The following is a 21,605-nucleotide window of genomic DNA, read 5'->3' as shown; positions in this document are numbered from 1 at the left end:
AGTTGATGCAGGACATCGCCTTCGAACTGGACGGGGCGTCGGGCCGCCCGGTGTTCCTGCAACTGGCCCACGCGATCATCGCCGCCGTCGAGCGCGGCCGCCTGAAGCCGGGCCAGCGCCTGCCCGGCACCCGCACCCTGGCCCGCGCCCTGGCCCTTCATCGCAACACGGTGGACGCGGCCTATCACGAGGCGGCCATGCAGGGTTGGCTGGTGGCGCGCCCGGCGCGCGGCACCTTCGTCGCCCACGACCTGCCGGTCGACCGGGCGACGGTCCGCCGCGACCGTCCACCACGGCCCGGCCAGCCCTGCATGGACGCCGCCACCCCGCCCGCCCCCACCCCGGCCACGCCGCTGGACGAAAGGCCCCTGCTGCGGGTCTCCGACGGCGCCCCGGACGCCCGGCTGCTGCCGGTGGCGGAGCTGGCGCGGGCGCTGCGGCGGGCGTTGCGCCGTCCCGATTTCCTCCACGCCGGCGGGTATGGCGACGCCCGGGGCGCCCCGACCCTGCGGGCGGCGCTGGCCGACCACCTCGCGGCGGAGCGCGCGATGGCCGTGGGGCCGGACGCGATCATGGTGACCCGGGGCAGCCAGATGGCCCTGTTTCTCGCCGCATCCGCTCTGCTGGCCCCGGGCGAGTCGATCGCCGTCGAGGACCCGGGCTACCCGTTGGCCGCCGCGGCCTTCCGGGCGGCCGGGGCCCGCGTCGTCCCGGTCCCGGTCGACGCCGACGGCCTCTCGCTGGACCATCTCGACGCCGTGCGGCGGACCACGCCCGGGCTGCGGGTGGTCTATGTGACGCCCCACCACCAGTACCCGACGACGGTGACCATGGGGGCCGCGCGGCGCATCGGACTGATGGAGGTGGCGCGCCGCCACGGCCTGGCCATCGTCGAGGACGATTACGACCACGAGTACCGCTTCGACGGCCGTCCCGTCCTACCCCTGGCGGCGCGAGCGGACGGCGGGCTGGATCTGGTCTATGTCGGGTCGCTGTCCAAGGTTCTGGCGCCGGGCCTGCGGCTGGGCTACGCGGCGGGATCCCCGGCGCTGGTGGCGCGCATGGCGGCGCTGCGGCAGGCCATCGACCGCCAGGGCGACGTTCCGCTAGAGAACGCCGTGGCCGAACTGCTGCGCGACGGCGACCTCGGCCGCCACGTCCGCAAGACCCGGCGCGTCTACCACGCGCGGCGGGACCGCCTGGTGGCGGCACTGCGGGAGGCTCTTGGCGACCACCTGTCCTGCGCCGTTCCGGCCGGCGGCCTGGCGCTGTGGGCGCGGCTGGCGGACGGGCTGGACGCGGTGGCGTGGAGTGCCGCCGCCCGCGGCCACGGCCTCGCCGTCACGCCGGGGGCCGCCCTCTGCCTGGACCCGGCGGCGGCCCCGCAGGCCTTCCGCCTGGGCTTCGCCACCCTGGACGAGGACGACATGGCGCGCGCGGTGAAAATCCTGGCGGCAACCGCAGGGGACGCCATGCGGCCTGCGGCCGGCTGAGCCGGCCCGTCGGCGCGGCCCTGTTTCAAACCCGCGGGGGATGATTTTGAAATGGCGGAGCGGGGGGGATTCGAACCCCCGGTACGGTTTAACCCGTACGACAGTTTAGCAAACTGCTGGTTTAAGCCACTCACCCACCGCTCCACCGGCGGACGCCCTGGGGCGTCGTGGCTGGAGAGGGTTCTAGCGGGCGGCATGCGCCGTTGTCAACGTCTACCGCTCCAGCCACGACGCCCTTTCGAACGAATGATGAGATAAATATGTGTAAAATTTTATCGACATTTTAGCCTGATGCCTTATGATGGCCGGGCACAGCGGTGAACGCCGCAGAACCTGGTCGGACCGTCGGAGAGGGGGGCAAGCCATGGCCATGTCGAAGCGCTGCGTGGAGACGCTGATCGACCTCGTCGAGAACAAGCTGAGCTGCCTGGAGATCACCGACCGCGAGGACATGCGGGAGAAGGAGCTGCTGGAGCGCTGCATCGCCGAGCTGCGGGCCGAGGCGGACGGGCAGGACGGCAACGGCGTCGCCTTCGCGGCACCCAAGCGGCGCGGCCGGCGGCCCAAGCACCTGCAGTTCCACGAGCTGCACGCCGCCTGAGCCCCCGGACCCGCCGGCGCGATCAGGGAACGGCCATGCCCCGCTGCACCGCCGGGCGGGCGCCCACGGCGTCCATCCAGCGCGTCACGTTGGGAAAGGCCGTGAGATCGATGCCCTGCCACTCCCAGCGCTGCAGCCAGGGATAGATGGCGATGTCGGCGATGGAGTAGGGGCCGGCGAAGTGCTCGGCCTCGGCCAGCCGGGCGTCCATCACCCGGTAGAGCCGCGCCGCCTCGGTGGAGAAGCGGTCGATGGCGTAGGGCACCGGTTCCGGGGCGAAGCGCCGGAAATGGTGGGCCTGGCCCAGCATCGGGCCAACGCCGCCCATCTGGAACATCAGCCACTGCAGGGACGTCATCCGGCCGCGGGGGTCCTGGGGCAGCAGGGTCCCGGCCTTCTCCGCCAGGTAGATCAGGATCGCCCCCGATTCGAACAGGGACAGCGGGGCGCCGCCCGGCCCGTCGGGGTCGACGATCGCCGGGATCTTGTTGTTGGGGTTGATGGCCAGGAAGGCGGGGTCGAACTGCTCGTCCTTGGCGATGTTCACCGGGTGCACACGGTAGGGCAGCCCGATCTCTTCCAGCATAATGGAAACCTTGCGGCCGTTGGGCGTGCCGAAGGTGTACAGCTCGATCATCCCGTCATTCCCCGTTCCGGTCGTTGCACCGGCCTCAGGATGCCGAGAGTTCGCCGGCCGGGTCCAGCGCGGTCGGCGCCGTGCATGGCAGGGTCAAGAGAAAACGGGTACCCTCCCCCACCGTCGACTCGACGCTCACCGTCCCGCCCAGCGCTCCCGCCACCGTGCTGCGGACGATGTGCAGGCCCAGTCCGCTGCCTCCCTCGTCGCGCTTGGTGGTGAAGAACGGGTCGAAGATCCGCTCCAGATGGTCGCGGCCGATGCCGGCCCCGTCGTCGGCGACCTCGATCTCCACCCCGTCCGGGGCGGTGCGGCGCACCGCGATCCGCAGCCGCCCGCCACCGCCGGGAAAGGCATGGACCACGGCGTTGATCGCCAGATTCGACACCACCTGGGCGAGGGCGCCGGGGTAGCTGTCCATGACGATGCCCTCCGGACAGGCCACCTCCACCGCCACCCCGGTGCGGCGCAGGCGGGGGCGCAGGCTGAACAGCACCTCGCCAATGTAGACGCCGAGATCGAACGTCCGGCGCTCGCTCGAGCTCTGGTCCACCGCCACCCGCTTGAACCCCTGGACCAGCTCGGCGGCGCGGTTGACGTTGGCGACCAGCAGGCGTGCCGCCTCCTCGACCGCGTCCAGGTAGAGGGAGAGGTCGGAGCGGCGCATCGTGCCCTCGGCGAATCGGGCGCGCAGGGCGCGCGTCTGCTCGGCCAGGTGGGTCGCGGCGGTCAGCCCGATGCCGACGGGGGTGTTGATCTCGTGGGCCACGCCGGCGACGAGCTGGCCGAGGGACGCCATGGTCTCGGCCTGGACCAGCCCCTCCTGGGCGACCCTCAGGTCGGCCAGCGCCCGCTCCGCCGCATCCTTGGCGGCGCGCAGCTCCGCCTCGCCGGCCTTGCGGTCGGTGATGTCGTAGAGCCAGGTGAGCAGCGCCCGCTGCCCCTCGAACACGATCTCGTCCCAGGACGCGAGCACCCACACGGTGCCGCCGTCGCCCCGGCGGAAGGCCACCTCGGCGTCGCGGAACGCGCCCTCGCGGCGCAGCCGCGCCAGCAGGCGCGCGCGGTCCTGCGGGTCGGCGTAGAGGAGCGGCGCCCGGGTCGCCAGCAGCTCCTCCCGCCCGCGGCCCAGCACGCGGGCCGATTGCGCATTGCAGAACAGCCAGTGGCCGTCGTGGGTGGTCACGTTGCAGGCGATCGGGCTGACCTCCAGCACGCGGCGGAGCTGGGCCTCGCTGCGCCGCACCTGCTCCTCCTGGCGGCGCCGCTCCGACACGTCGGCCATGATGCCGACGTAGCGCACGGCGCGCCCGGCCTGGTCGTGGATGATGGCGCGCCCCTTGGCCTCGACCCACAGCCAGGAGCCGTCCTCGTGGCGCAGGCGGTAGGTGTAGTCGTAGCCGTCGGTCTCGCCGCGGAGGTGGGCGTCGATGGTGCCCAGCACCCGCTCGCGGTCGTCCGGGTGCAGCCGCCGCTCCCAGAAATCCGGGGGCATCTCCGGCGTGTCATCGAAGCCCAGCATCCGCGGGAAGCTGTCCGACCACCAGCACGTGGCGTTGACCAGGTCGGCGTCCCACGCCGCGGCGTTGGTCGCCTTCAGGGCCACCTCCAGCCGCTCCGCCAGGGCCCGGCGGTCGGCGTCGGCCCGCTTCAGCGGGGTCAGGTCATGGAACCAGGTGACGTGCGCCGTGCCGCCTCCATAGGTGGTCACCGCCGACGTCATGCTGCCCAGGTGGATGGCGCCGTCGCCGCTGCGGACCAGGACCTCCTCCTCGGCGACGGAGCCGTCGCGGTAGAGCCGCTCCAGGTAGGCGCGACGGTCCTCGGGACGGGCATAGAGGGCCATCGCGCCGCCCGTCGCGAACGCGTCGTCGCTCTTGCGGAAGAAGTGGCGCGCCCGCGCGTTGTGGTAGAGGTTGACGCCCGCGCGGGTGTTGACGACCACGCCGACCGGGGCGGTGTCGAGGACCGTGCGCAGGCGCCGGTCGACGATCGCCGCGGCCGGATGGCGCCGCCCCACCAGGACGCCGCCCGCCGCACCGGCAAGCAACGCCACGACCGCCACGATCAGGGTCAGTGCACTCACCTCGGCCTCCCGTCCCACTGGACACAGGCAGCGAGGAAAATGCAACGTCGACGAAGCCTCGGGGACGCGTCCCCGCGGCCCCTGGCGCCGGGGGCGCCGGCCCCCCCGGGCGCCGGCACCCTGGCGCCGGGCCGGCGTCAGCCCGCGAGCTTGGCCTTCAGGATCTCGTTGACCAGCGCCGGGTTGGCCTTGCCCTGGGTGGCCTTCATGGTCTGGCCGACGAAGAAGCCGAACAGCTTGTCCTTGCCGCCGCGGTATTCCTCGACCTTGTCGGCGTTGGCGGCGAGCACCGCGTCGATGGCGGACTCGATGGCGCCGGTGTCGGTGACCTGGCGCAGCCCCTTCTGCTCGACGATGTCGCCGGGCTTGCCGCCGGTCTCGAACATGGTCTCGAAGACGTCCTTGGCGATGCGTCCCGAGATCGTGTCGTCGGCGATCAGGTCCAGCAGCGCGCCGAGGTCGGCGGCGGCCACCGGGCTGTCCTCGATGTCCTTGCCGGCCCGGTTCAGGGCGCCGAACAGCTCCCCCGTCACCCAGTTGGAGGCGATCTTGGGATCGCGCCCCTTGGCCACCGTCTCGAAGTAGTCGGCCTTGGCCCGCTCGTTCACCAGCACGTTGGCGTCGTAGGGCGACAGCCTGTAGTCGCGGATGAAGCGCGCCTTCTTCTCGTCCGGCAGCTCCGGCAGGTCGGCCTTGATCGCCTCGACCCAGGCGGGGTCGAGCTCCAGGGGCAGCAGGTCGGGATCGGGGAAGTAGCGGTAGTCGTGCGCCTCCTCCTTGGAGCGCATCGAGCGGGTGACCAGGCGCGTGGTGTCCCACAGCCGGGTCTCCTGGACGATGGTGCCGCCCTCCTCGATCACCTCGATCTGGCGGCGCGCCTCGAACTCGATGGCGGCATGGACGAAGCGGATGGAGTTGACGTTCTTGATCTCGCAGCGCGTGGCCAGCGGTCCGCCGGGACGGCGCACCGAGACGTTGCAGTCGCAGCGCATGGAGCCTTCCTCCATGTTGCCGTCGCAGGTGCCGAGGTAGCGCAGGATCGAGCGCAGCTTGCGCAGATAGGCCGCGGCCTCGTCGGCCGAGCGCAGGTCGGGCTCCGACACGATCTCCATCAGCGCCACGCCGGACCGGTTGAGGTCGATGAAGGTCTTGGACGGGTGCAGGTCGTGGATCGACTTGCCGGCGTCCTGCTCCAGGTGCAGGCGGGTGATGCCGACCGAGCGGCTCGACCCGTCGGGCAGGTCGAGCACCAGTTCGCCGCGGCCGACCACCGGCTGCAGGAACTGGCTGATCTGATAGCCCTGGGGCAGGTCGGCGTAGAAGTAGTTCTTCCGGTCGAACACCGAGTGGTGGTTGATTTCGGCCTTCAGCCCCAGCCCGGTGCGCACCGCCTGCTCGACGCAATAGGCGTTGATCACCGGCAGCATGCCGGGGAACGCCGCGTCGACCAGGCTGACCTGGCTGTTGGCGGCCGAGCCGAAGTCGGTGGCGGCGCCGGAGAACAGCTTGGCCTTGGAGATGATCTGGGCGTGGACCTCAAGCCCGATCACCACTTCCCATTCGCCCGTGTCACCCTGGATGTAGGTCATCGCTCTGCTCTTCTTCTCGGGCTCAGGCCATGAACGGCGGGGTCGCGGTGAACTGCGCCGCCTCTTCCAGCACGCCGCCGACCCGGAACAGGGTCTCCTCGTCGAACGGCTTGGCGATGAGCTGCAGGCCCAGCGGCAGGCCGTTGGCGTCGAGGCCGGCCGGCAGGCTCATGCCGGGCAGGCCGGCGAGGTTCACCGGGACCGTGAAGACGTCGTTCAGGTACATCTGGATCGGGTCATCCATGTTCTCGCCGATGGCGAAGGCACCGGACGGCGCGGTCGGCGTCAGGATGACGTCGCATTGGCCGAACGCCGCGTCGAAGTCCTGCTTGATGCGCGTGCGCACCTTCTGAGCCTTGAGGTAGTACGCGTCGTAATAGCCGGCCGACAGCACGTAGGTGCCGATGAGGATGCGCCGCTGCACCTCGCGGCCGAAGCCGGCGGCACGGGTGTTCTCGTACATCTCCTTCAGGCTGCCGCCGTCGACCCGCAAACCGTAGCGCACGCCGTCGTAGCGGGCGAGGTTCGACGACGCCTCGGCCGGCGCCACGATGTAGTAGGTGGGCAGCGCGTACTTGGTGTGCGGCAGGGTGATCTCCACCGGTACGGCTCCGGCGGCCTTCAGCCACTCCACGCCGCGCTGCCACATCGCCTCGATCTCGGCGGGCATGCCGTCGATCCGGTACTCCTTGGGGATGCCGACGCGCAGGCCACGCACGTCGCCGGTCAACGCCGCCTCGAAATCGGGGACCGGCATGTCGACGCTGGTCGAATCCTTGGCGTCGAAGCCGGCCATGGAGCGCAGCATGATCGCGCTGTCGCGCACCGTGCGGGTCATCGGCCCGGCCTGGTCCAGCGACGAGGCGAAGGCGACCACGCCCCAGCGCGAGCACCGGCCGTAGGTCGGCTTGGTGCCGACGATGCCGGTCAGCGCCGCGGGCTGGCGGATGGAGCCGCCGGTGTCGGTCCCGGTGGCGCCCAGCGCGCAGCGCGCCGCCACCGCCGCGGCCGAGCCGCCGGACGAGCCGCCGGGCACCAGCCGGCGCGACCAGGCGCCGGGCGCGCCGGGGCTCCACGGGCTGACCACCTCGCCGTAATAGGAGGTGATGTTGGCCGACCCCATGGCGAACTCGTCGAGGTTCACCTTGCCCAGCATCACCGCGCCGTCGCGCCACAAATTGGCGGTCACGGTGGACTCGTAGGGCGGTTCGAAGCCGTCGAGGATGTGGCTGGCCGCGGTGGTCAGCGTGCCCTTGGTGCAGAACAGGTCCTTGACCGCGATGGGCAGGCCGTCCATCGGCCCGGCCTCGCCCTTGGCGCGGCGCGCGTCGGAGGCGCGCGCCATGTCCAGGGCGATCTCCGGCGTCTCGGTGATGAAGGCGTTCAGCGGGCGGGCTGCCTCCACCGCGCGAACATGGGCCTCGGCCAGCTCGACCGCGGTGAACTCCTTGGCGGCGAGGCCGGTCAGCGCCTCGGCCATGGTCAGGCGGGTCAGGTTGCTCATCACTCGACCACCTTGGGCACGCAGAAATGGCCTTCGGCCGTATCCGGTCCGTTCTTCAGCACCGCCTCGGCGTAGCCGCCATCGGTGACCTCGTCCTGGCGCCAGCGCAGCTTCTGCGCGGCGACGCTGGCCATGGGCGCCACACCGTCGGTGTCGACCTCGCCCAGCTGCTCGACGAAATCCAGGATCCGGCTGAGTTCGCCGGCCAGGTTCTCGAGTTCCTCGTCCGGCACCTTGATGTGGGCCAGATGCGCGATCTTGGCCACGGCGGCCTTGTCGAGCGACATCCCTACTCTCTTCCGCGACGTCTTGGACAAAAAGCGGATCGGAAGCTAGCACCCGGTGGGCGGCGCCGCAACGAACTATGCCGCGCCGCTCTTGCCGGCGCGGCGCGGCCGGCCTATGAGTCGCGCCATGATCCACGACCTGCGCGACCTCGCCGCCGCCCTGCCCCGGGGGGCCCGCCTGCTGGGCCTCGACGTCGGCTCCAAGACCATCGGCCTCGCCGTGTCCGACCCCGGGCTGGTGGTCGCCTCGCCCATCGGCACGGTGCGCCGCACCCGGCTGGCCGAGGACGTGCGCGAGCTGGCCCGGCCGATCCGCGAGTACGGCGTCGGCGGCCTGGTGATCGGGATGCCCCTCAACATGGACGGGTCGAGCGGACCGCGCGCCCAGTCCACCCGCCAGTTCGCCGAGAACCTGCTGGCCCGCGCCGACCTGCTGGGCTGGGCCCCGGTGATCGCGTTCTGGGACGAGCGGCTGTCAACCGCGGCGGTGCAGCGCTTCATGACCGGGGAGGCCGACATGACGCGCAAGCGCCGCGGCGAGGTCGTGGACAAGATGGCCGCCGCCTACATCCTGCAAGGCGCCCTCGATTCGCTGGCCCACCAGCGCCGCCTCGCCGCCGAGCGCGATGAGGACGAGGGCGGGGATGGGGCGCAAGAGGGGGGCACGGGCGGCGACGCCTAGATCGCCGCCTCCGGTCCGGACCGCCCGATGCTCCCCGTCTTCGCCGCGCTCGCTCCGATCTTCCTGCTGATCCTGCTGGGCCACGGCCTGTGCCGGCGCGCATTCCTTCCGGCCACCGTCTGGGCGGGGCTGGACCGGCTGACCTACGTCGTCCTCTTTCCCGCCCTGATCGTCGGCGAACTGGCCCGCGCCGACCTCGGCCGCCCCGACATGGCACCGATGGCGCTGGCCATGGCCGCCGGCATCCTCGCCGCGGCGCTCCTGATGGTCGCGGCACGCCGGGCGCTGCGCCTCGACGGGCCGGCCTTCGCCTCGGTGTTCCAGGGCTCCATGCGCATGAACACCTATGTCGGGCTGGCCGCGGCGGGCGCCCTCTACGGCAGCGCCGGGCTCACCCTGATCGCGGTGGGCATCGCCCTCATCATCCCGCTGGTCAACGTGCTGGCCGTGCTGGCCCACGCCCGCTGGGGGCGCGACAGCCAGGGGGTGTCGGCGGCGGCGGTCCTCAAGGGGCTCGCCACCAACCCGATCATCCTGGCGGCATTGTGCGGCGCTGCGCTGAACCTGTCCGGCCTGGGCGCCCCGCCGGTGATCGGCGGTGTCGTCGAGATCCTGGCCCGCGCCGCCCTGCCGGTCGGCCTGCTGTCGGTGGGCGCCGGCCTCGACCTCGCCGCGGCGCGGGCCGCCGGGCTGGGCGTCGCCATCGCCACCGCGACCAAGCTGCTGCTGGTGCCGGCGATCACCGCCGCGGCCGGGATGGCGCTGGGCGTCGAGGGTCTGGCGCTGACGGTGGCGGTGCTGTTCAACGCCCTGCCCTGCTCGGCCAGCGCCTACGCCCTGGCCCGCCAGATGGGCGGCGACCACGTGCTGATCGCCGCGGTCATCACGGTGCAGACCTTGCTGGCCGCCCTGACCCTGCCCCTGGTGCTGGCGGCGGTGGGGTAGACCGCCAGCCTCAATCCGCCGTCCAGGTCTTCATGGCGGGATCGGAGGTCTCCAACTGGTGCAGGCCGTCGCGACCGATGGTCTCCCAGTCGGCCTTGGAGGTCACGTAGATGTGGCGGTCGGCCACCAGCCCGGTCGGCTCGTCCAGGGTGCCAGCCGCGGCATCCATGTCACCCCCGTCCAGCGGCTGCCAGAACAGCCCGGACCCGCAGCGCGCGCAGAACCCGCGCCGGGCCATGTCGGACGAATGGAACCAGGTCAGGGTGCCGTCGGCGTCCGCGACGGTGAGCCACGCCTGGGGAAAAGAGGTGTAGGCGCCGACGTGGCTGTGCTGGCGCCGGCACTGGCTGCAGTGGCACAGCGAGATCGGGCTGGGCCGCCCGCCGGCGATGGTGTAGCGGACGGCGCCGCAGAGGCAGCCGCCCGTCCACTCCGTCTTGGCATCAGTGCCACTCATGGGATCACCCCTGCCAGAACGGCTTGTCGGCCTCGCGCTCGACGTCGACGCGCGTCACCCCGATGTCGTGCAGCAGGTGGTCGGGAAGCGACAGCAGGGCGGCGCGCTGGCGCCGGCGCTCGTTCCAGGTGGCCACCGCGTCGGCCGCCGTGAGCAGAACGCTGCCGAGGCTCTGGGCGAGGCCCGCCGCGGTGCGCGCCGGCGTGCCATTGGCGATGTGCGAAGTGCGCATGGTCCCGTCTCCCTCTGTCCGATGTGCGGGTCCGCCGCCCTCGGCGGCCCGTGCTCACTGTCGTCTCAAGAGGGAAGATGGCCGACCCGCTTCTTGCGGACAAACGATGCTTTCTCATAGAATCGATTAGCAAAGCTAATGCAGGGGACCGCCACGCCATGAGCCGCCGCCTGCCGCCGCTGAACGCGCTGCGCACCTTCGAGGCGGCGGCCCGCCACCTCTCCTTCACCAAGGCGGCCACGGAGCTGCACGTCACCCAGGCCGCGGTCAGCCACCAGATCAAGGCGCTGGAGGAGTGGCTGGGCATGCCGCTGTTCCGCCGCCTCAATCGCTGCCTGATCCTGACCGAGGCCGGGCAGGCCTACCTGCCGGCCCTGCGCGAGGCCTTCGACGCCGTCGCCGAGGCCACGGAGCGGCTCTACCGCAACGACTCCGCGGGATCGCTGACGATCTCGACCATGCCGTCCTTCGCGGCGAAATGGCTGGTGATGCGGCTCGGCCGCTTCCAGGCGGCCTATCCCGACCTGGAGCTGCGCCTGCTGACGACCTCGCAGATGGCCGATTTCGCGCAGCAGGACGTCGACCTGGCGATCCGTTTCGGCCGCCCGCCCTGGCCCGGGGTCGAGGCGCAATGGCTGATGAACGACCCGGTGTTCCCGGTGTGCGCGCCCTGCCGGCTCGCCCGCGGCCCGGCCATCGAGCGGCCGGCCGACCTGCTCAAGCACACGCTGCTGCACGACGACTACGAGATCACCTGGGGCACCTGGTTCTCGGCCGCCGGGGTCGAGGGCGCCGACACCCGGCGCGGCCCCCGCTACGTCGATTCCGCCCTGACCCTGCAGGCGGCCACCGAGGGCCAGGGGGTGGCGCTGGCCCGCGAGGTGCTGGTGGCCGACGACCTCGCCGCCGGCCGCCTGGTGCGCCTGTTCGACACGGTGCTGCCGGGATCCCACGCCTACTACGTCGTGGCCCCGCCGCACTACTTCACGCGGCCCAAGGTGAAGGCGTTCCGCGACTGGCTGTTCGCCGAGGTCGGCACCGCCGTTCCCCGCCCTCCCGAACCGGTCGGGCCGGGAGGGTGACGGCGGCCCGGCTCAGCGGGCCGACTCGTCGTCGCCCAGCCCCTTGATGCGCGACGCCAGCGCCGCCTCGAGGAAGGCGTCGAGGTCGCCGTTGAGCACCGCGTCGGTCTGCGAGGTCTCCACGCCGGTGCGCAGGTCCTTGACCATCTGGTAGGGGTGCAGGACGTAGCTGCGGATCTGGTGGCCCCAGCCGATGTCCGACTTCTGGGCCTCCAGGGCGGCCGCCGCGTCCTCGCGCTTCTTCAGCTCCATCTCGTAGAGGCGGGCGCGCAGCATGTCCCACGCCTTGGCGCGGTTCTTGTGCTGCGAGCGCTCCTGCTGGCAGGCCACGGCGATGCCGGTCGGCAGGTGGGTGATGCGGACCGCCGAGTCGGTCTTGTTGATGTGCTGCCCGCCCGCGCCCGACGCCCGGAAGGTGTCGATGCGGCAGTCCTTCTCGTTGACCTCGATGTCGATCTTATCGTCGATCACCGGGGACACCGAGACGGCGGCGAAGCTGGTCTGGCGGCGCGCCTGGCTGTCGAACGGGCTGATGCGGACCAGCCGGTGCACGCCGGCCTCGGTCTTCAGCCAGCCATAGGCGTTGTGGCCCTTGACCTGGATGGTCGCCGACTTCAGCCCGGCCTCTTCCCCCGGGCTCTCGTCCAGCCACTCCACCTTGTAGTCGTGCTGCTCGGCCCAGCGCTGGTACATGCGGGCCAGCATCAGCGCCCAGTCCTGGGCCTCGGTGCCGCCGGCCCCGGCGTTGACCTCGACGTAGCAGTCGTTGGCGTCGGCCTCCCCGGACAGCAGGCTCTCCAACTGCAGCTTGGCGGCGCGGTCGCGCAGGGCGTAGAGCTGGGTTTCGGCGTCGGCGACCACGGTCGCGTCCGCCTCCTCCTCGCCCATCTCGATCAGGTCCAGGCTGTCGGAGAGGTCGCGCTCCAGGGCGCGGTAGCCGGTGACGGAGGTCTCCAGCTGGGTGCGCTCGCGCATGATCTTCTGCGCCTTGTCGGGGTCGTCCCACAGCTTGGGATCCTCCGACAGGGCGTTCAGCTCATCGAGACGACGAAGTGCGTTGTCCCAGTCAAAGATGCCTCCTCAGCAGCGCCAGCGATTCACGTATCTCGCCGGCGGCCGCCTCGATCTCGGCTCGCATCGCGTGCCTCCTCGTCAGCCAGGGTTTCGGGAAAAGTCGGGGGGTTATGTAGCGGCTCCGGGCCGGCGATGCGACCCTTTATTGCCGTCAGTAGAGGCCGCCGGTGCCCAGCGTCGCCGCCGCCGGCGGCGTGCCGGGCGACGCCGGCGCGGCCATGGACGGCGACGACACCGTGCCGTAGGGGGCGTCGGACATGGGGTAGCCGTACTCCGCCCCCGGCACGCTGCCCTGCCACGACCAGGCGCCGCCGGACTGGCCGGAGCCGTCCAGAATCGCCACGGGCTGGCCGGGCTGCGGCTCGGTGCCCGGCAGGAACGCCTCCCAGATGGCCCGGCTGCCCGGCTCGGCCAGCCGGCCGGTGGCCGGATCGACGCGCACCTGGCGCAGCCCCGGCGGCACGCGGAACGGCGTCGCCGGCTGGTCCTTCAACGCCTCCTCCATGACCATCTTGAAGATCGGCACGGCGGCCGATCCGCCGGTCTCGCGCGCGCCCAGGGAGCGCGGCTGGTCGAACCCGATGTAGGTGCCGACCACCAGGTCGGGCGAGAACCCCATGAACCAGGCGTCCATCGAGTCGTTGGTGGTCCCGGTCTTGCCGGCCAGCGGCTTGCCCAGGGCCGACAGCTTGGCCGCGGTGCCGCGCTGCACGACACCCTGCAGCATCGAGACGATCTGGTAGGCGGTGCGCGGGTCGGCCACCTGCTCGCGGGTGTCCGGCACGGACGGCACGACGTCCGCGTCGTTCCAGGCGACGCCGCGGCAGCCCTCGCACGGGCGGTCGTCGTGGCGGAAGATGGTGCGGCCGTGGCGGTCCTGGATGCGGTCGATGAAGGTCGGGACGATGCGCTTGCCGCCGTTGGCCAGCATGCCGTACGCCGCCGCCATGCGCAGCACCGTCGTCTCGCCGGCGCCCAGCGACATCGGCAGATAGGGCTGGAAGTCGTCGACGATGCCCAGGCGCTCCACCGTCTCCTTGACCTTGTCCATGCCGATGTGCTGGGCCAGGCGCACCGTCATGACGTTGCGGGACTTCTCGATGCCCACGCGCAGCGGAGTCGGCCCGTAGAATTCGTGGCTGTAGTTGGCCGGACGCCAGATCGGCTGGCCGTGGCCGGGGTCGTATTCGAAGGGCGCGTCCATCACCAGCGACGCCGGGGTGAAGCCGTTGTCGAGCGCGGTGAGGTAGACGAACGGCTTGAACGACGACCCGGGCTGGCGCAGCGCCTGGGTGGCCCGGTTGAACACGCTCATCTGCGGCGAGAAGCCGCCGACCATGGCGAGCACGCGCCCGGTGTGGGGGTCCAGCGCCACCAGCCCGCCCTGCACCGCCGGGATCTGGCGCAGGGCGTAGGTGGCCGGCGGGTGCTCCTTGCCCTTCTCGTCGGTCGCCACCGGCTCGACCAGCACCACGTCGCCCAGCGCCACCACGTCGGTGGCCTTGCGCACCGCCGGCCCCAGGCGCTCGCCCTCCTGCCAGGCGCGCGCCCAGCGCATCTCCTCCAGCGGAAGCCGCCCGCGCGAGCCGTCGGCGAAGCCGATGTCGACGCCCCCCGCGCTCTCGGTGTCGAGCACCAGGGCGAGGTGCCACGCCTCGCCGCCCGGCGGCATGGGGAACGCCGCCAGGGTCTTGGCCCAGCCGTCGAATTTGTCGACGTGGCCGACCGGGCCGCGCCAGCCGTGGCGGCGGTCGTAGTCGATCAGGCCCTGGCGCAGCGCCTTCGTGGCGATGCCCTGCAGGCCGGGATCGACCGACGCGCGCACCGACAGCCCGCCCTCGTAGAGCGCCTCCTCGCCGTAGAGCTTGACGATCTCCCGGCGCACCTCCTCGGCGAAATACTCCGCGGTGTAGGTCTGGGTGTCGTCGCGCCGGCGGGTCACCAGCGGCTCGGCGCGCGCCTGGGAGGCCTCGTCGGGCGTGATGTTGCCATCCTCCAGCATGCGGCCGATGACCCAGTTGCGGCGCGCCACCGCAGCGTCGTGGCTGCGTTCGGGGTGGTAGTTGTTGGGCGCCTTGGGCAGCGCCGCCAGATAGGCGGCCTCGGCCACCGTCAGCTCGTCGAGCGCCTTGTTGAAGTAGTTCATCGCCGCCGCCGCCACGCCGTAGGAGCGGAAGCCCAGAAAGATCTCGTTCAGGTACAGCTCGAGGATGCGGTCCTTGGTGAAGGTCCGCTCGATGCGGATGGCGAGGATCGCCTCCTTGATCTTGCGGGCGAACGACACCTCGTTCGTCAGCAGCATGTTCTTGGCGACCTGCTGGGTGATGGTCGAGGCGCCGACCATGCGGCGGTCGGACCCCAGGTTCTCCACGTTGGTCAGCACCGCGCGGATGATGCCGATGGGGTCGATGCCCTTGTGCTCGTAGAAGTTCTTGTCCTCGGCCGCGAGGAAGGCGGCGACCACCGGCCGGGGAATCGATTCGAAGGGCACGAAGACGCGCTTCTCCGCCGCGAACTCGGCCATCAGGCGGCCGTCGCCGGCGTACACCCGCGTCGTCACCGGGGGATCGTAGTTGGCCAGCCGGGTGTAGTCCGGCAGATCGCGGTCGTAGTAGTCGATCACGTAGACCAGCGCCCCGGCTCCCGCCAGCGCCAGCAGCACCAGACCCATCAGCACCGACAGCAGAACACGCATTTTCGACCCCACCCCCACTGCCGCGAGCGCGCCCCCGACCCCCGTGGCCCGTCGCGCGGCGCATCCTACACAGGCCCCCGGTGCTTGCAACGCCGGGGAGCGGACGCTTCCGATTGTCAGGAAAATGTGACGCCGGGAAGGCGGCTGCAACCCGCCGCCGGGCACGAGGACGACGGTTCCCGCGGGGAGGACGACGGGTGTGGCGTGCCGATCACGGCGCCAGGACGACGATGTCGGCGTGGGACAGGGTACGGACGTTGAGGGTGACGAGCGCCACCGCGGCGCCGGAGCCGCTGCCGTCGGCGTCGAACGACAGCAGGCCGGTGGCGGTGTCGAAGACGAACCAGTCGTCGCCGTCGGCCGGCCCGCCCAGGGCGAAATGCCGGGACTCCAGCCGGCCGGTGGCGACGGCGCCGAAGTTCGGGCCGACCACCCCGACGCGGTCGGTGCCGGACTCGAAGTCGAGCACCGTGTCGCCGGCCTCGGCCGGGGTGGCGAGCCGGAACACGTCGGCCCCGGCTCCGCCATGCAGCGAGTCGGTCCCCGGCCCGCCGTCCAGGGTGTCGTCGCCGAGGTTGCCGAACAGCAGGTCGCCGTCGCGGTTGCCGAAGACGAGATCGTCGCCCTGGCCGCCGAACAGGGTGTCGTCCCCCTGCCCGCCGAACAGGGTGTCGGCGGCGATCTGCCCGTACACCGCGTCCGCGGCGATCTGCCCGTACACGGCGTCGCCGTCCTGGCCGCCGAACAGGGTGTCCGTGCCCTGCCCGCCGAACAGGGTGTCGCGGCCCGGATTGCCGTAGAGCTGGTCGCCGTCGGTGTTGCCGTAGAGCACGTCGTCGCCGATCCCGCCTGTCAGCGTGTCGTTTCCGGAATCGCCGTAGAGCACGTCGTCGCCCTCCCGCGAGCCGACGAAATCGTCGCCGCCGCCGCCCCGCAGGGTGTCGTCGTCGTCGCCCAGCACCATGATCTGGCCGGCATCATCGCCGACCGCCACCTGCGAGCCCCGGCCGCCGTCGATGCGGGCGCTGCCGATCACCGCGACGAATCCGACGAAGTCGACCTGAACCGTGGCACCCGCCGGCAGCGCCCGGGCGTCGAGCACCAACGCCTCGGTGTCGCCGCCACCGGACACCACGATCGGCGTGGCCGGTACGGCGCCGTCGCCGCTGGCCGGCCTCACCGTGCGCACGGTCACCACGTCCTGGGGATGGCGGGCGGCGGTGTACGCATCGATGGCCAGGGCCGTGCCGGTGCCCGGGGCGGCGGACAGCCCGGCCGCGCCGACGGCGTCGGCCAGCGTCAGGCCGGCGGAATCGCGCAGCACCGAGCGCGGCGCCGCGGTCACGGCGACCGAGACGCCGGTCGGCGTCTCGACGGCGAGCCCGGCGATGACCGCCGTCGTCGTCGTGACCGGCACGGCGGCGATCACCGCGCCGGCGTAGGACAGGCGCAGGCCGGAACGGGTGGCCGCTGCCGAGAAGCCGGCAGCGGTGTACCCCGCGCCCGGCAGGGTCACCGTCACCGCGCCGGCGCCGTCGCTGACCGTCAGCGCCGTGTCCACCCCGGACGGCGCGACCGACAGCGTGGCCGCCGGCCCGAAGCCGGGGAAGAGCAGCCGGTCCTCGGCGGAGAGATCGGTGACACGGTCGCCGTCGCCGACCACGAACCAGTCGCCGCCCGCGTCGCCGGCCAGGGTGTCGGCGCCACCGCCGCCATCCAGCGTGTCGTTGCCGGCGCCACCGTCCAGCCGGTTCGCCGCGTCGTTGCCGGTCAACCGGTCAGCGCCGCCGCCGGCGCGGGCGTTCTCCAGCGTGACCCCGGCGGCGATGGTGACGCCGCCGCGCACGCCGCTCGCCTTGCTGACGTAACCGCCGGCGTCGGGTCCGGTGAGGGGGGCCGGCCGCAGGTCGATGACGACGGAGCGGCCACCGCCGTAGGCGACCGTGTCGGTGCCGCCGGCGTCCCAGATCGCCTGGTAGAAGGTGCCGGCGGCGTTGCCGTCGGGCAGCGTGTAGGTGTCGTCCCCGGTGGCGGTCGCCATGTTGGCGCCGTAGATCCTCTGGACCGCGGCGATGTCGAACGCCATCGGCGTACCCTGATTGCCGTAGGTGGTGACCGCCGAACCGTCGGTGTACACCCCTCGGTTGTAGGACATCGTGGTGAAGACGCCCTGGTTCCGGTTGCCGTCGCCCAGGTCGTACGCGTCGGACACACCGGGAAAGATGGACGACCCGCCCCCCCGGTCGTGCGGATGGGCGAGGCCGACGGCGTGTCCGGCCTCGTGGATCAGGGTGACGAATCCATACCCGCCCTGGGCCAACCCGGTGGCCGTCCAGCCACGCCCGTCCCGGTTGAACCAGCCCTGGCCGGCGCGGTCGCCGCCGTCGGGGCCGATCTGCCGCCCCAGGGTCGACGAGCCGCCGAAATACACGCTGTCGACGGAGAAGAAGGTCAGATCGCCGCTGCCCGAGGAGTCCTCGACGAAGGTCACCGCGGCGACCGCCGACCAGGTCGCCAGCGCCGCCCGCATGGCGTTCCGTTCCCCGGCGCTCCAGGTGTAGTAACGGTCACCGTCCCCGTCGGGATCGTCGATGAAGCTGTAGGTGATGGAGACAGGCTGGCCACCGCCCCAGGAATTGCCCCACAGCAGGGCGTCGAGATAAACGTTGCCGCTGTCCGGGACGGTGCCAGGCAGTTGCACCGCGGCGCTGGCGCCCTCCGGCACGCGGGCCGACGCCGCGCTGCACAGGGCGCACCCGCACCGCCACGCCAGGGTGGCGCCCACGCCTGCACCTTCGCCGCTCATCCGCCCCCGCTCCCACGCCCGTGCGCGGACGTCCCGCGCGCCGCCACTATATCCCGAAAGGGTGGCGGCGGGGTGACAGCCGCATCCTATGCGTGGACATCCTGCGCCGGTTCGGTCCGGAACCGGCGGTCAGCGCACGCCGCCCAGCCACTGGAAGTAAGCGTCGATCGAGCGGGTCATCGCCCGCGCCAGCGCCGTCTGGTGCTTGGCCGAGGTGAGCAGGTTGGCGTCCTGCGGGCTCGACAGGAATCCCATCTCGACCAGGACGGACGGCACGTCCGGGGCGGTCAGCACGGCGAATCCGGCCTGCCGGTGCGGCTTGGCGGGAAGCAGCTTGACGTCCTTGCCCAGGTGATCCAGGGCCATCTTCGCGAAGCGTTTGGACTGGTTCATGGTGTCGCGCTGCGCCAGGTCGATCAGGATGCTGACCACCAGGTCGTTTTCGGCGGTGAGGTCGAGGCCGCCGATCGCATCGGCGCGGTTCTCCTTGGCCGCCAGCATCTCCGCTTCGCGGTCCGATGCCTTGTCCGACAGGGTGTAGACGGACAGCCCGCGGATGGCATTGCTGCCGATGCTGTCGGCGTGCAGCGACACGAACAGGTCGGCCCCGGCGTCGCGCCCCAGGGCGACACGGTCGCGCAGGCGCACGAAGACGTCCTTCTCGCGGGTCAGCAGGACGCGGTAGCGGCCCGTCGCCTCCAGCGCCGTCTTCAGGGCCCGGGCGGTGGCCAGGGTGATGTCCTTCTCGAACACCCCGCCGACCCCCACCGCGCCGGGGTCGACCCCGCCGTGGCCGGGGTCGACGACGACCAGCGGCTTGCCCGCCGGCGCGCGATCCGGCTTCACCGCCGGACGCGGCGGCGCCGGCACGGGGGCCAGCATGGCGACGGCCTGGGCCGGCGGCGTCACCACCGTGGTGCCGGTGGCCACCACCTCACGCACCGCCTCGGCCTTGCTGTCGGCGGCGGCCGCCGTGGCGGGCGGCGGTGCCAGAACCGGCAGCGGCAGCGGCGGTGGCGCGGCGGCCTTCTGCAGGCGCGCGAAGGTGGCGCGGTCCACCCGTTCCAGATCGATCACCAGACGGGTGAGATGGCCCTCGCGCGGCGGGATGACGAAGGCCCCCGCGACCCGGACCGGGCCGCTGGTGTCGAAGACCACGCGCAGGGTGCCCGTCTGGAAATGCCCGTAGCGGTAGCGTTCCACCAGGCCCTTGCCCGGCACCGTCTCGGCACCGCCGGGCCAGTGCAGGGCTGGAAGATCGAGGATCACGCGGTAGGGGTCGGCCAGCGTGGACACGCTGAACGGCACCGACTCGCTGAGTTCCAGCACGAAGCGGGTCTTGTCGGGATGGACGCCAAGCCGCGCATCGATGACCGAGGGCGGCGTTTCCGGCGGCGTCAGCAGGGCGGTCGTGGTCGGCGGCGGGGCGGCGTGCGCGGCCGGCACCGCCGGCCCGAAGGCCGCCAGCGTCACAGCGATCGCCATCGCGACGGCCACCGCCAGCGCGACGACCCCTGCGGGAATGCGAGGCATACCACCCATCCAGACCGGACCAGACCCTTCCATTCCCCTACCCTTAGCTTAGGGGAATCAAAGCGTTCAACGGAAAAGGCGAGACATTACCTTATCTCGCCCGGGTGTGGGAGTTCGGCAACGATGGGCACCCGAGATCGCGGGTGCCGCGGGTTTCCCTTGCCGGCCGCGCGCCGGCGGTTCGCAATAGGCCGGACATCGCCCATTGCGCCGGGTTTATGCCTTCTTATGCCCCCGGGGGGCGTTGCAATGCCGTCCCCGCTGGGCTATGAGGGCGCCACTTTGCCCAAGAATGCCCCACGGGAGTCGTGACCATGAAGATCACCCGCAAAGTCAAAGACATTCTCGCCAACTACGAGAGCGACAATCCCGGCGTCAAGGCCAACCTTGCCCGCATCCTCATGGAAGGCAAGCTCGGCGGCTCCGGCAAGCTGGTGATCCTGCCCGTCGACCAGGGCTTCGAGCACGGGCCGGCGCGCAGCTTCGCGCCGAACCCGGCGGGCTACGACCCCCATTACCACTACCAGCTCGCCGTCGACGCCGGCTGCAGCGCCTACGCCGCTCCGCTGGGCTCGCTGGAGGCCGGTGCCGACAGCTTCGCCGGGGCCATTCCGACCATCCTCAAGATGAACAGCGCCAACAGCCTGTCGACCCAGAAGGAGGCCGCGGACCAGGCGGTGACCGCCTCGATCGACGACGCGCTGCGCCTCGGCTGCTCGGCCATCGGATTCACCATCTACCCCGGCTCGGAAGCGATGTACGAGCAGTACGAGGAGATCCGCGAGCTGTCGGCCGAGGCCAAGTCGGTGGGCATCGCCACCGTCATCTGGTCCTACCCGCGCGGCGGCAACATCTCCAAGGACGGCGAGCTGGCGATGGACGTCATCGGCTACGGCGCCCACATGGCCGCCCTGCTCGGCGCCCACATCATCAAGGTGAAGCTGCCGACCGCCCATCTCGAGCAGGCCGAGGCCAAGAAGGTCTACGAGGCCAAGGGCGTGGTCATCGAGAGCCTGGCCGACCGCGTCCGCCACGTCATGCAGTGCACCTTCAACGGCCGCCGCATCGTGGTGTTCTCCGGCGGCGCCGCCAAGGGCGAGGACGCGGTGTTCGAGGACGCCCGGGCGATCCGCGACGGCGGCGGCAACGGCTCGATCATCGGCCGCAACGCCTTCCAGCGCCCGCGCGAGGAGGCCCTGGCCCTGCTCGACCGCATCATGAAGATCTACCAGAACAAGGAGTGAGCCCTCGTTGGCTGACTGCCGTCTCTACCTGGTGACGCCGCCGGCCCTGGAGCCGGCGGCGTTCGCCATCCGATTGGCCGAGGCGCTGGACGCCGGCGACGTGGCCTGCGTCCAGTTGCGCCTCAAGGACTGCGACGACGACGCGGTGCGCCGTGCCGTCGACGCGCTGCGCCCGATCGCGCAGGATCGCGGCGTCGCCTTCATCCTGAACGACCACCCCGGCCTGGCCCGGGACACCGGCTGCGACGGCGTCCATGTCGGCCAGACCGACACGCCGTACCGCACGGCCCGGCAGATCGTCGGTCCCGACGCCATCGTCGGCGTCACCTGCCACGACAGCCGTCACCTCGCCATGGTCGCCGCCGAGGACGGCGCCGACTACGTGGCCTTCGGCTCGTTCTTCCCCACCGACACCAAGCGGGTCGAGCACAGCGCCGAGGCCGACCTGCTGTCCTGGTGGTCGGAGCTGATGGAGGTGCCCAGCGTCGCCATCGGCGGCATCACGCCCGCCAACTGCGCGCCGCTGGTGACCGCCGGCGCCGACTTCCTGGCGGTGGTCGGCGCGGTGTGGAACCATCCCGACGGGCCGGCCGCCGGCGTCGCCGCCTTCACCCGTGCCATCGCGGAGGCCGCGGCCGGCTGACGCCGGCGCCCCCCG

18 protein-coding genes and 1 tRNA gene are annotated in these 21,605 nt (G+C 71.7%); 7 read left to right on the top strand and 12 right to left on the bottom strand.

All coding sequences use genetic code 11. The annotated features are described in order from the left end of the window. Positions 1-5 precede the first annotated feature (5 nt). Positions 6-1,493 carry a MocR-like pyridoxine biosynthesis transcription factor PdxR gene (gene pdxR / locus AC6H2I_RS02800; RefSeq protein WP_497499049.1) on the top strand — a complete coding sequence of 496 codons (1,488 nt, stop codon included), beginning with the start codon at positions 6-8 and terminating at the stop codon, positions 1,491-1,493. 52 nt (positions 1,494-1,545) lie between these two features. Here pdxR and AC6H2I_RS02795 read toward each other — a convergent pair. After that, positions 1,546-1,637, bottom strand: a tRNA-Ser gene (locus AC6H2I_RS02795). 220 nt (positions 1,638-1,857) lie between these two features. On the opposite strand from AC6H2I_RS02795, the gene AC6H2I_RS02790 reads away from it, so the two are divergent. Next, positions 1,858-2,094 (top strand): hypothetical protein, encoded by a 237-nt coding sequence (locus AC6H2I_RS02790; RefSeq protein ID WP_497499048.1) that lies wholly within the window; start codon positions 1,858-1,860, stop codon positions 2,092-2,094. Between the two features lie 22 nt (positions 2,095-2,116). On the opposite strand, the gene AC6H2I_RS02785 is transcribed toward AC6H2I_RS02790, so the two are convergent. From AC6H2I_RS02785 to gatC, 5 genes are all read right to left on the bottom strand, one after another. After that, the gene (locus tag AC6H2I_RS02785) at positions 2,117-2,731 is read right to left on the bottom strand and encodes a glutathione S-transferase family protein (RefSeq protein WP_497499047.1); all 615 of its coding nucleotides are present in this window, start codon (positions 2,729-2,731) and stop codon (positions 2,117-2,119) included. Positions 2,732-2,765: 34 nt separating this feature from the next. Further along, entirely contained in the window at positions 2,766-4,817 is a 2,052-nt protein-coding gene (locus tag AC6H2I_RS02780) for a PAS domain S-box protein (protein ID WP_497499046.1), read from the bottom strand. A 137-nt stretch (positions 4,818-4,954) separates the two neighbouring features. Further along, positions 4,955-6,406 carry an Asp-tRNA(Asn)/Glu-tRNA(Gln) amidotransferase subunit GatB gene (gene gatB / locus AC6H2I_RS02775; protein WP_497499045.1) on the bottom strand — a complete coding sequence of 484 codons (1,452 nt, stop codon included), beginning with the start codon at positions 6,404-6,406 and terminating at the stop codon, positions 4,955-4,957. A gap of 22 nt (positions 6,407-6,428) precedes the next feature. Then, entirely contained in the window at positions 6,429-7,910 is a 1,482-nt protein-coding gene (gatA, locus tag AC6H2I_RS02770) for an Asp-tRNA(Asn)/Glu-tRNA(Gln) amidotransferase subunit GatA (RefSeq protein WP_497499044.1), read from the bottom strand. After that, entirely contained in the window at positions 7,910-8,197 is a 288-nt protein-coding gene (gatC, locus tag AC6H2I_RS02765) for an Asp-tRNA(Asn)/Glu-tRNA(Gln) amidotransferase subunit GatC (RefSeq protein WP_497499043.1), read from the bottom strand. Before gatC ends, gatA begins: the two co-directional genes overlap by 1 nt. Before the next feature lie 127 nt (positions 8,198-8,324). On the opposite strand from gatC, the gene ruvX reads away from it, so the two are divergent. Both ruvX and AC6H2I_RS02755 read left to right on the top strand, forming a co-directional pair. Continuing rightward, the gene (gene ruvX, locus AC6H2I_RS02760; RefSeq protein ID WP_497499042.1) at positions 8,325-8,879 is read left to right on the top strand and encodes a Holliday junction resolvase RuvX; all 555 of its coding nucleotides are present in this window, start codon (positions 8,325-8,327) and stop codon (positions 8,877-8,879) included. 27 nt (positions 8,880-8,906) lie between these two features. Further along, positions 8,907-9,824, top strand: a complete 918-nt coding sequence (locus AC6H2I_RS02755) for an AEC family transporter (RefSeq protein WP_497499041.1) — start codon at positions 8,907-8,909, stop codon at positions 9,822-9,824. 10 nt (positions 9,825-9,834) lie between these two features. Here the strand turns inward: AC6H2I_RS02755 and AC6H2I_RS02750 are convergent, their stop codons facing one another. Continuing rightward, the gene (locus tag AC6H2I_RS02750; RefSeq protein ID WP_497499040.1) at positions 9,835-10,281 is read right to left on the bottom strand and encodes a GFA family protein; all 447 of its coding nucleotides are present in this window, start codon (positions 10,279-10,281) and stop codon (positions 9,835-9,837) included. Between the two features lie 4 nt (positions 10,282-10,285). Further along, entirely contained in the window at positions 10,286-10,513 is a 228-nt protein-coding gene (locus AC6H2I_RS02745) for a DUF1127 domain-containing protein (RefSeq protein WP_497499039.1), read from the bottom strand. 158 nt (positions 10,514-10,671) lie between these two features. On the opposite strand from AC6H2I_RS02745, the gene AC6H2I_RS02740 reads away from it, so the two are divergent. Beyond that, positions 10,672-11,595 carry a transcriptional regulator GcvA gene (locus AC6H2I_RS02740; RefSeq protein ID WP_497499038.1) on the top strand — a complete coding sequence of 308 codons (924 nt, stop codon included), beginning with the start codon at positions 10,672-10,674 and terminating at the stop codon, positions 11,593-11,595. Positions 11,596-11,607: 12 nt separating this feature from the next. Here the strand turns inward: AC6H2I_RS02740 and prfB are convergent. The 4 genes from prfB to AC6H2I_RS02720 form a co-directional block, all read right to left on the bottom strand. Further along, positions 11,608-12,733 (bottom strand): peptide chain release factor 2 gene (gene prfB, locus AC6H2I_RS02735; protein WP_497499037.1). Its coding sequence is split into 2 segments (ribosomal slippage): positions 11,608-12,663 and positions 12,665-12,733, totalling 1,125 coding nucleotides; the frame shifts between segments, so codons are not numbered across the junction. Positions 12,734-12,820: 87 nt separating this feature from the next. Continuing rightward, complete coding sequence (locus AC6H2I_RS02730) at positions 12,821-15,364, bottom strand: penicillin-binding protein 1A (RefSeq protein WP_497499036.1); 2,544 nt, start codon at positions 15,362-15,364, stop codon at positions 12,821-12,823. Between the two features lie 211 nt (positions 15,365-15,575). Then, on the bottom strand, positions 15,576-18,170 hold the full coding sequence (locus tag AC6H2I_RS02725) for a M10 family metallopeptidase (protein WP_497499035.1): 2,595 nt from the start codon (positions 18,168-18,170) through the stop codon (positions 15,576-15,578). Between the two features lie 129 nt (positions 18,171-18,299). Beyond that, positions 18,300-19,703 carry an N-acetylmuramoyl-L-alanine amidase gene (locus AC6H2I_RS02720; protein ID WP_497499034.1) on the bottom strand — a complete coding sequence of 468 codons (1,404 nt, stop codon included), beginning with the start codon at positions 19,701-19,703 and terminating at the stop codon, positions 18,300-18,302. Between the two features lie 314 nt (positions 19,704-20,017). On the opposite strand from AC6H2I_RS02720, the gene AC6H2I_RS02715 reads away from it, so the two are divergent. Together AC6H2I_RS02715 and thiE are read left to right on the top strand one after the other, a co-directional pair. Next, complete coding sequence (locus tag AC6H2I_RS02715) at positions 20,018-20,947, top strand: class I fructose-bisphosphate aldolase (RefSeq protein WP_497499033.1); 930 nt, start codon at positions 20,018-20,020, stop codon at positions 20,945-20,947. Positions 20,948-20,954: 7 nt separating this feature from the next. After that, entirely contained in the window at positions 20,955-21,590 is a 636-nt protein-coding gene (gene thiE / locus AC6H2I_RS02710) for a thiamine phosphate synthase (protein ID WP_497499032.1), read from the top strand. Positions 21,591-21,605: the final 15 nt, after the last annotated feature.

Source organism: Azospirillum sp. NS33 (assembly GCF_059703765.1).
This window is presented reverse-complemented; position numbering and strand designations above follow the sequence as displayed.

Bases quoted from the DNA above. Each gene is read 5' to 3' on its own strand.
- pdxR (WP_497499049.1), top strand. From the start codon at position 6: ATGCAGGACATCGCCTTCGAACTGGACGGGGCGTCGGGCCGCCCGGTG.
- AC6H2I_RS02790 (WP_497499048.1), top strand. From the start codon at position 1,858: ATGGCCATGTCGAAGCGCTGCGTGGAGACGCTGATCGACCTCGTCGAG.
- AC6H2I_RS02785 (WP_497499047.1), bottom strand. From the start codon at position 2,731: ATGATCGAGCTGTACACCTTCGGCACGCCCAACGGCCGCAAGGTTTCC.
- gatB (WP_497499045.1), bottom strand. From the start codon at position 6,406: ATGACCTACATCCAGGGTGACACGGGCGAATGGGAAGTGGTGATCGGG.
- gatA (WP_497499044.1), bottom strand. From the start codon at position 7,910: ATGAGCAACCTGACCCGCCTGACCATGGCCGAGGCGCTGACCGGCCTC.
- gatC (WP_497499043.1), bottom strand. From the start codon at position 8,197: ATGTCGCTCGACAAGGCCGCCGTGGCCAAGATCGCGCATCTGGCCCAC.
- ruvX (WP_497499042.1), top strand. From the start codon at position 8,325: ATGATCCACGACCTGCGCGACCTCGCCGCCGCCCTGCCCCGGGGGGCC.
- AC6H2I_RS02755 (WP_497499041.1), top strand. From the start codon at position 8,907: ATGCTCCCCGTCTTCGCCGCGCTCGCTCCGATCTTCCTGCTGATCCTG.
- AC6H2I_RS02750 (WP_497499040.1), bottom strand. From the start codon at position 10,281: ATGAGTGGCACTGATGCCAAGACGGAGTGGACGGGCGGCTGCCTCTGC.
- AC6H2I_RS02745 (WP_497499039.1), bottom strand. From the start codon at position 10,513: ATGCGCACTTCGCACATCGCCAATGGCACGCCGGCGCGCACCGCGGCG.
- AC6H2I_RS02740 (WP_497499038.1), top strand. From the start codon at position 10,672: ATGAGCCGCCGCCTGCCGCCGCTGAACGCGCTGCGCACCTTCGAGGCG.
- AC6H2I_RS02730 (WP_497499036.1), bottom strand. From the start codon at position 15,364: ATGCGTGTTCTGCTGTCGGTGCTGATGGGTCTGGTGCTGCTGGCGCTG.
- AC6H2I_RS02725 (WP_497499035.1), bottom strand. From the start codon at position 18,170: ATGAGCGGCGAAGGTGCAGGCGTGGGCGCCACCCTGGCGTGGCGGTGC.
- AC6H2I_RS02720 (WP_497499034.1), bottom strand. From the start codon at position 19,703: ATGCCTCGCATTCCCGCAGGGGTCGTCGCGCTGGCGGTGGCCGTCGCG.
- AC6H2I_RS02715 (WP_497499033.1), top strand. From the start codon at position 20,018: ATGAAGATCACCCGCAAAGTCAAAGACATTCTCGCCAACTACGAGAGC.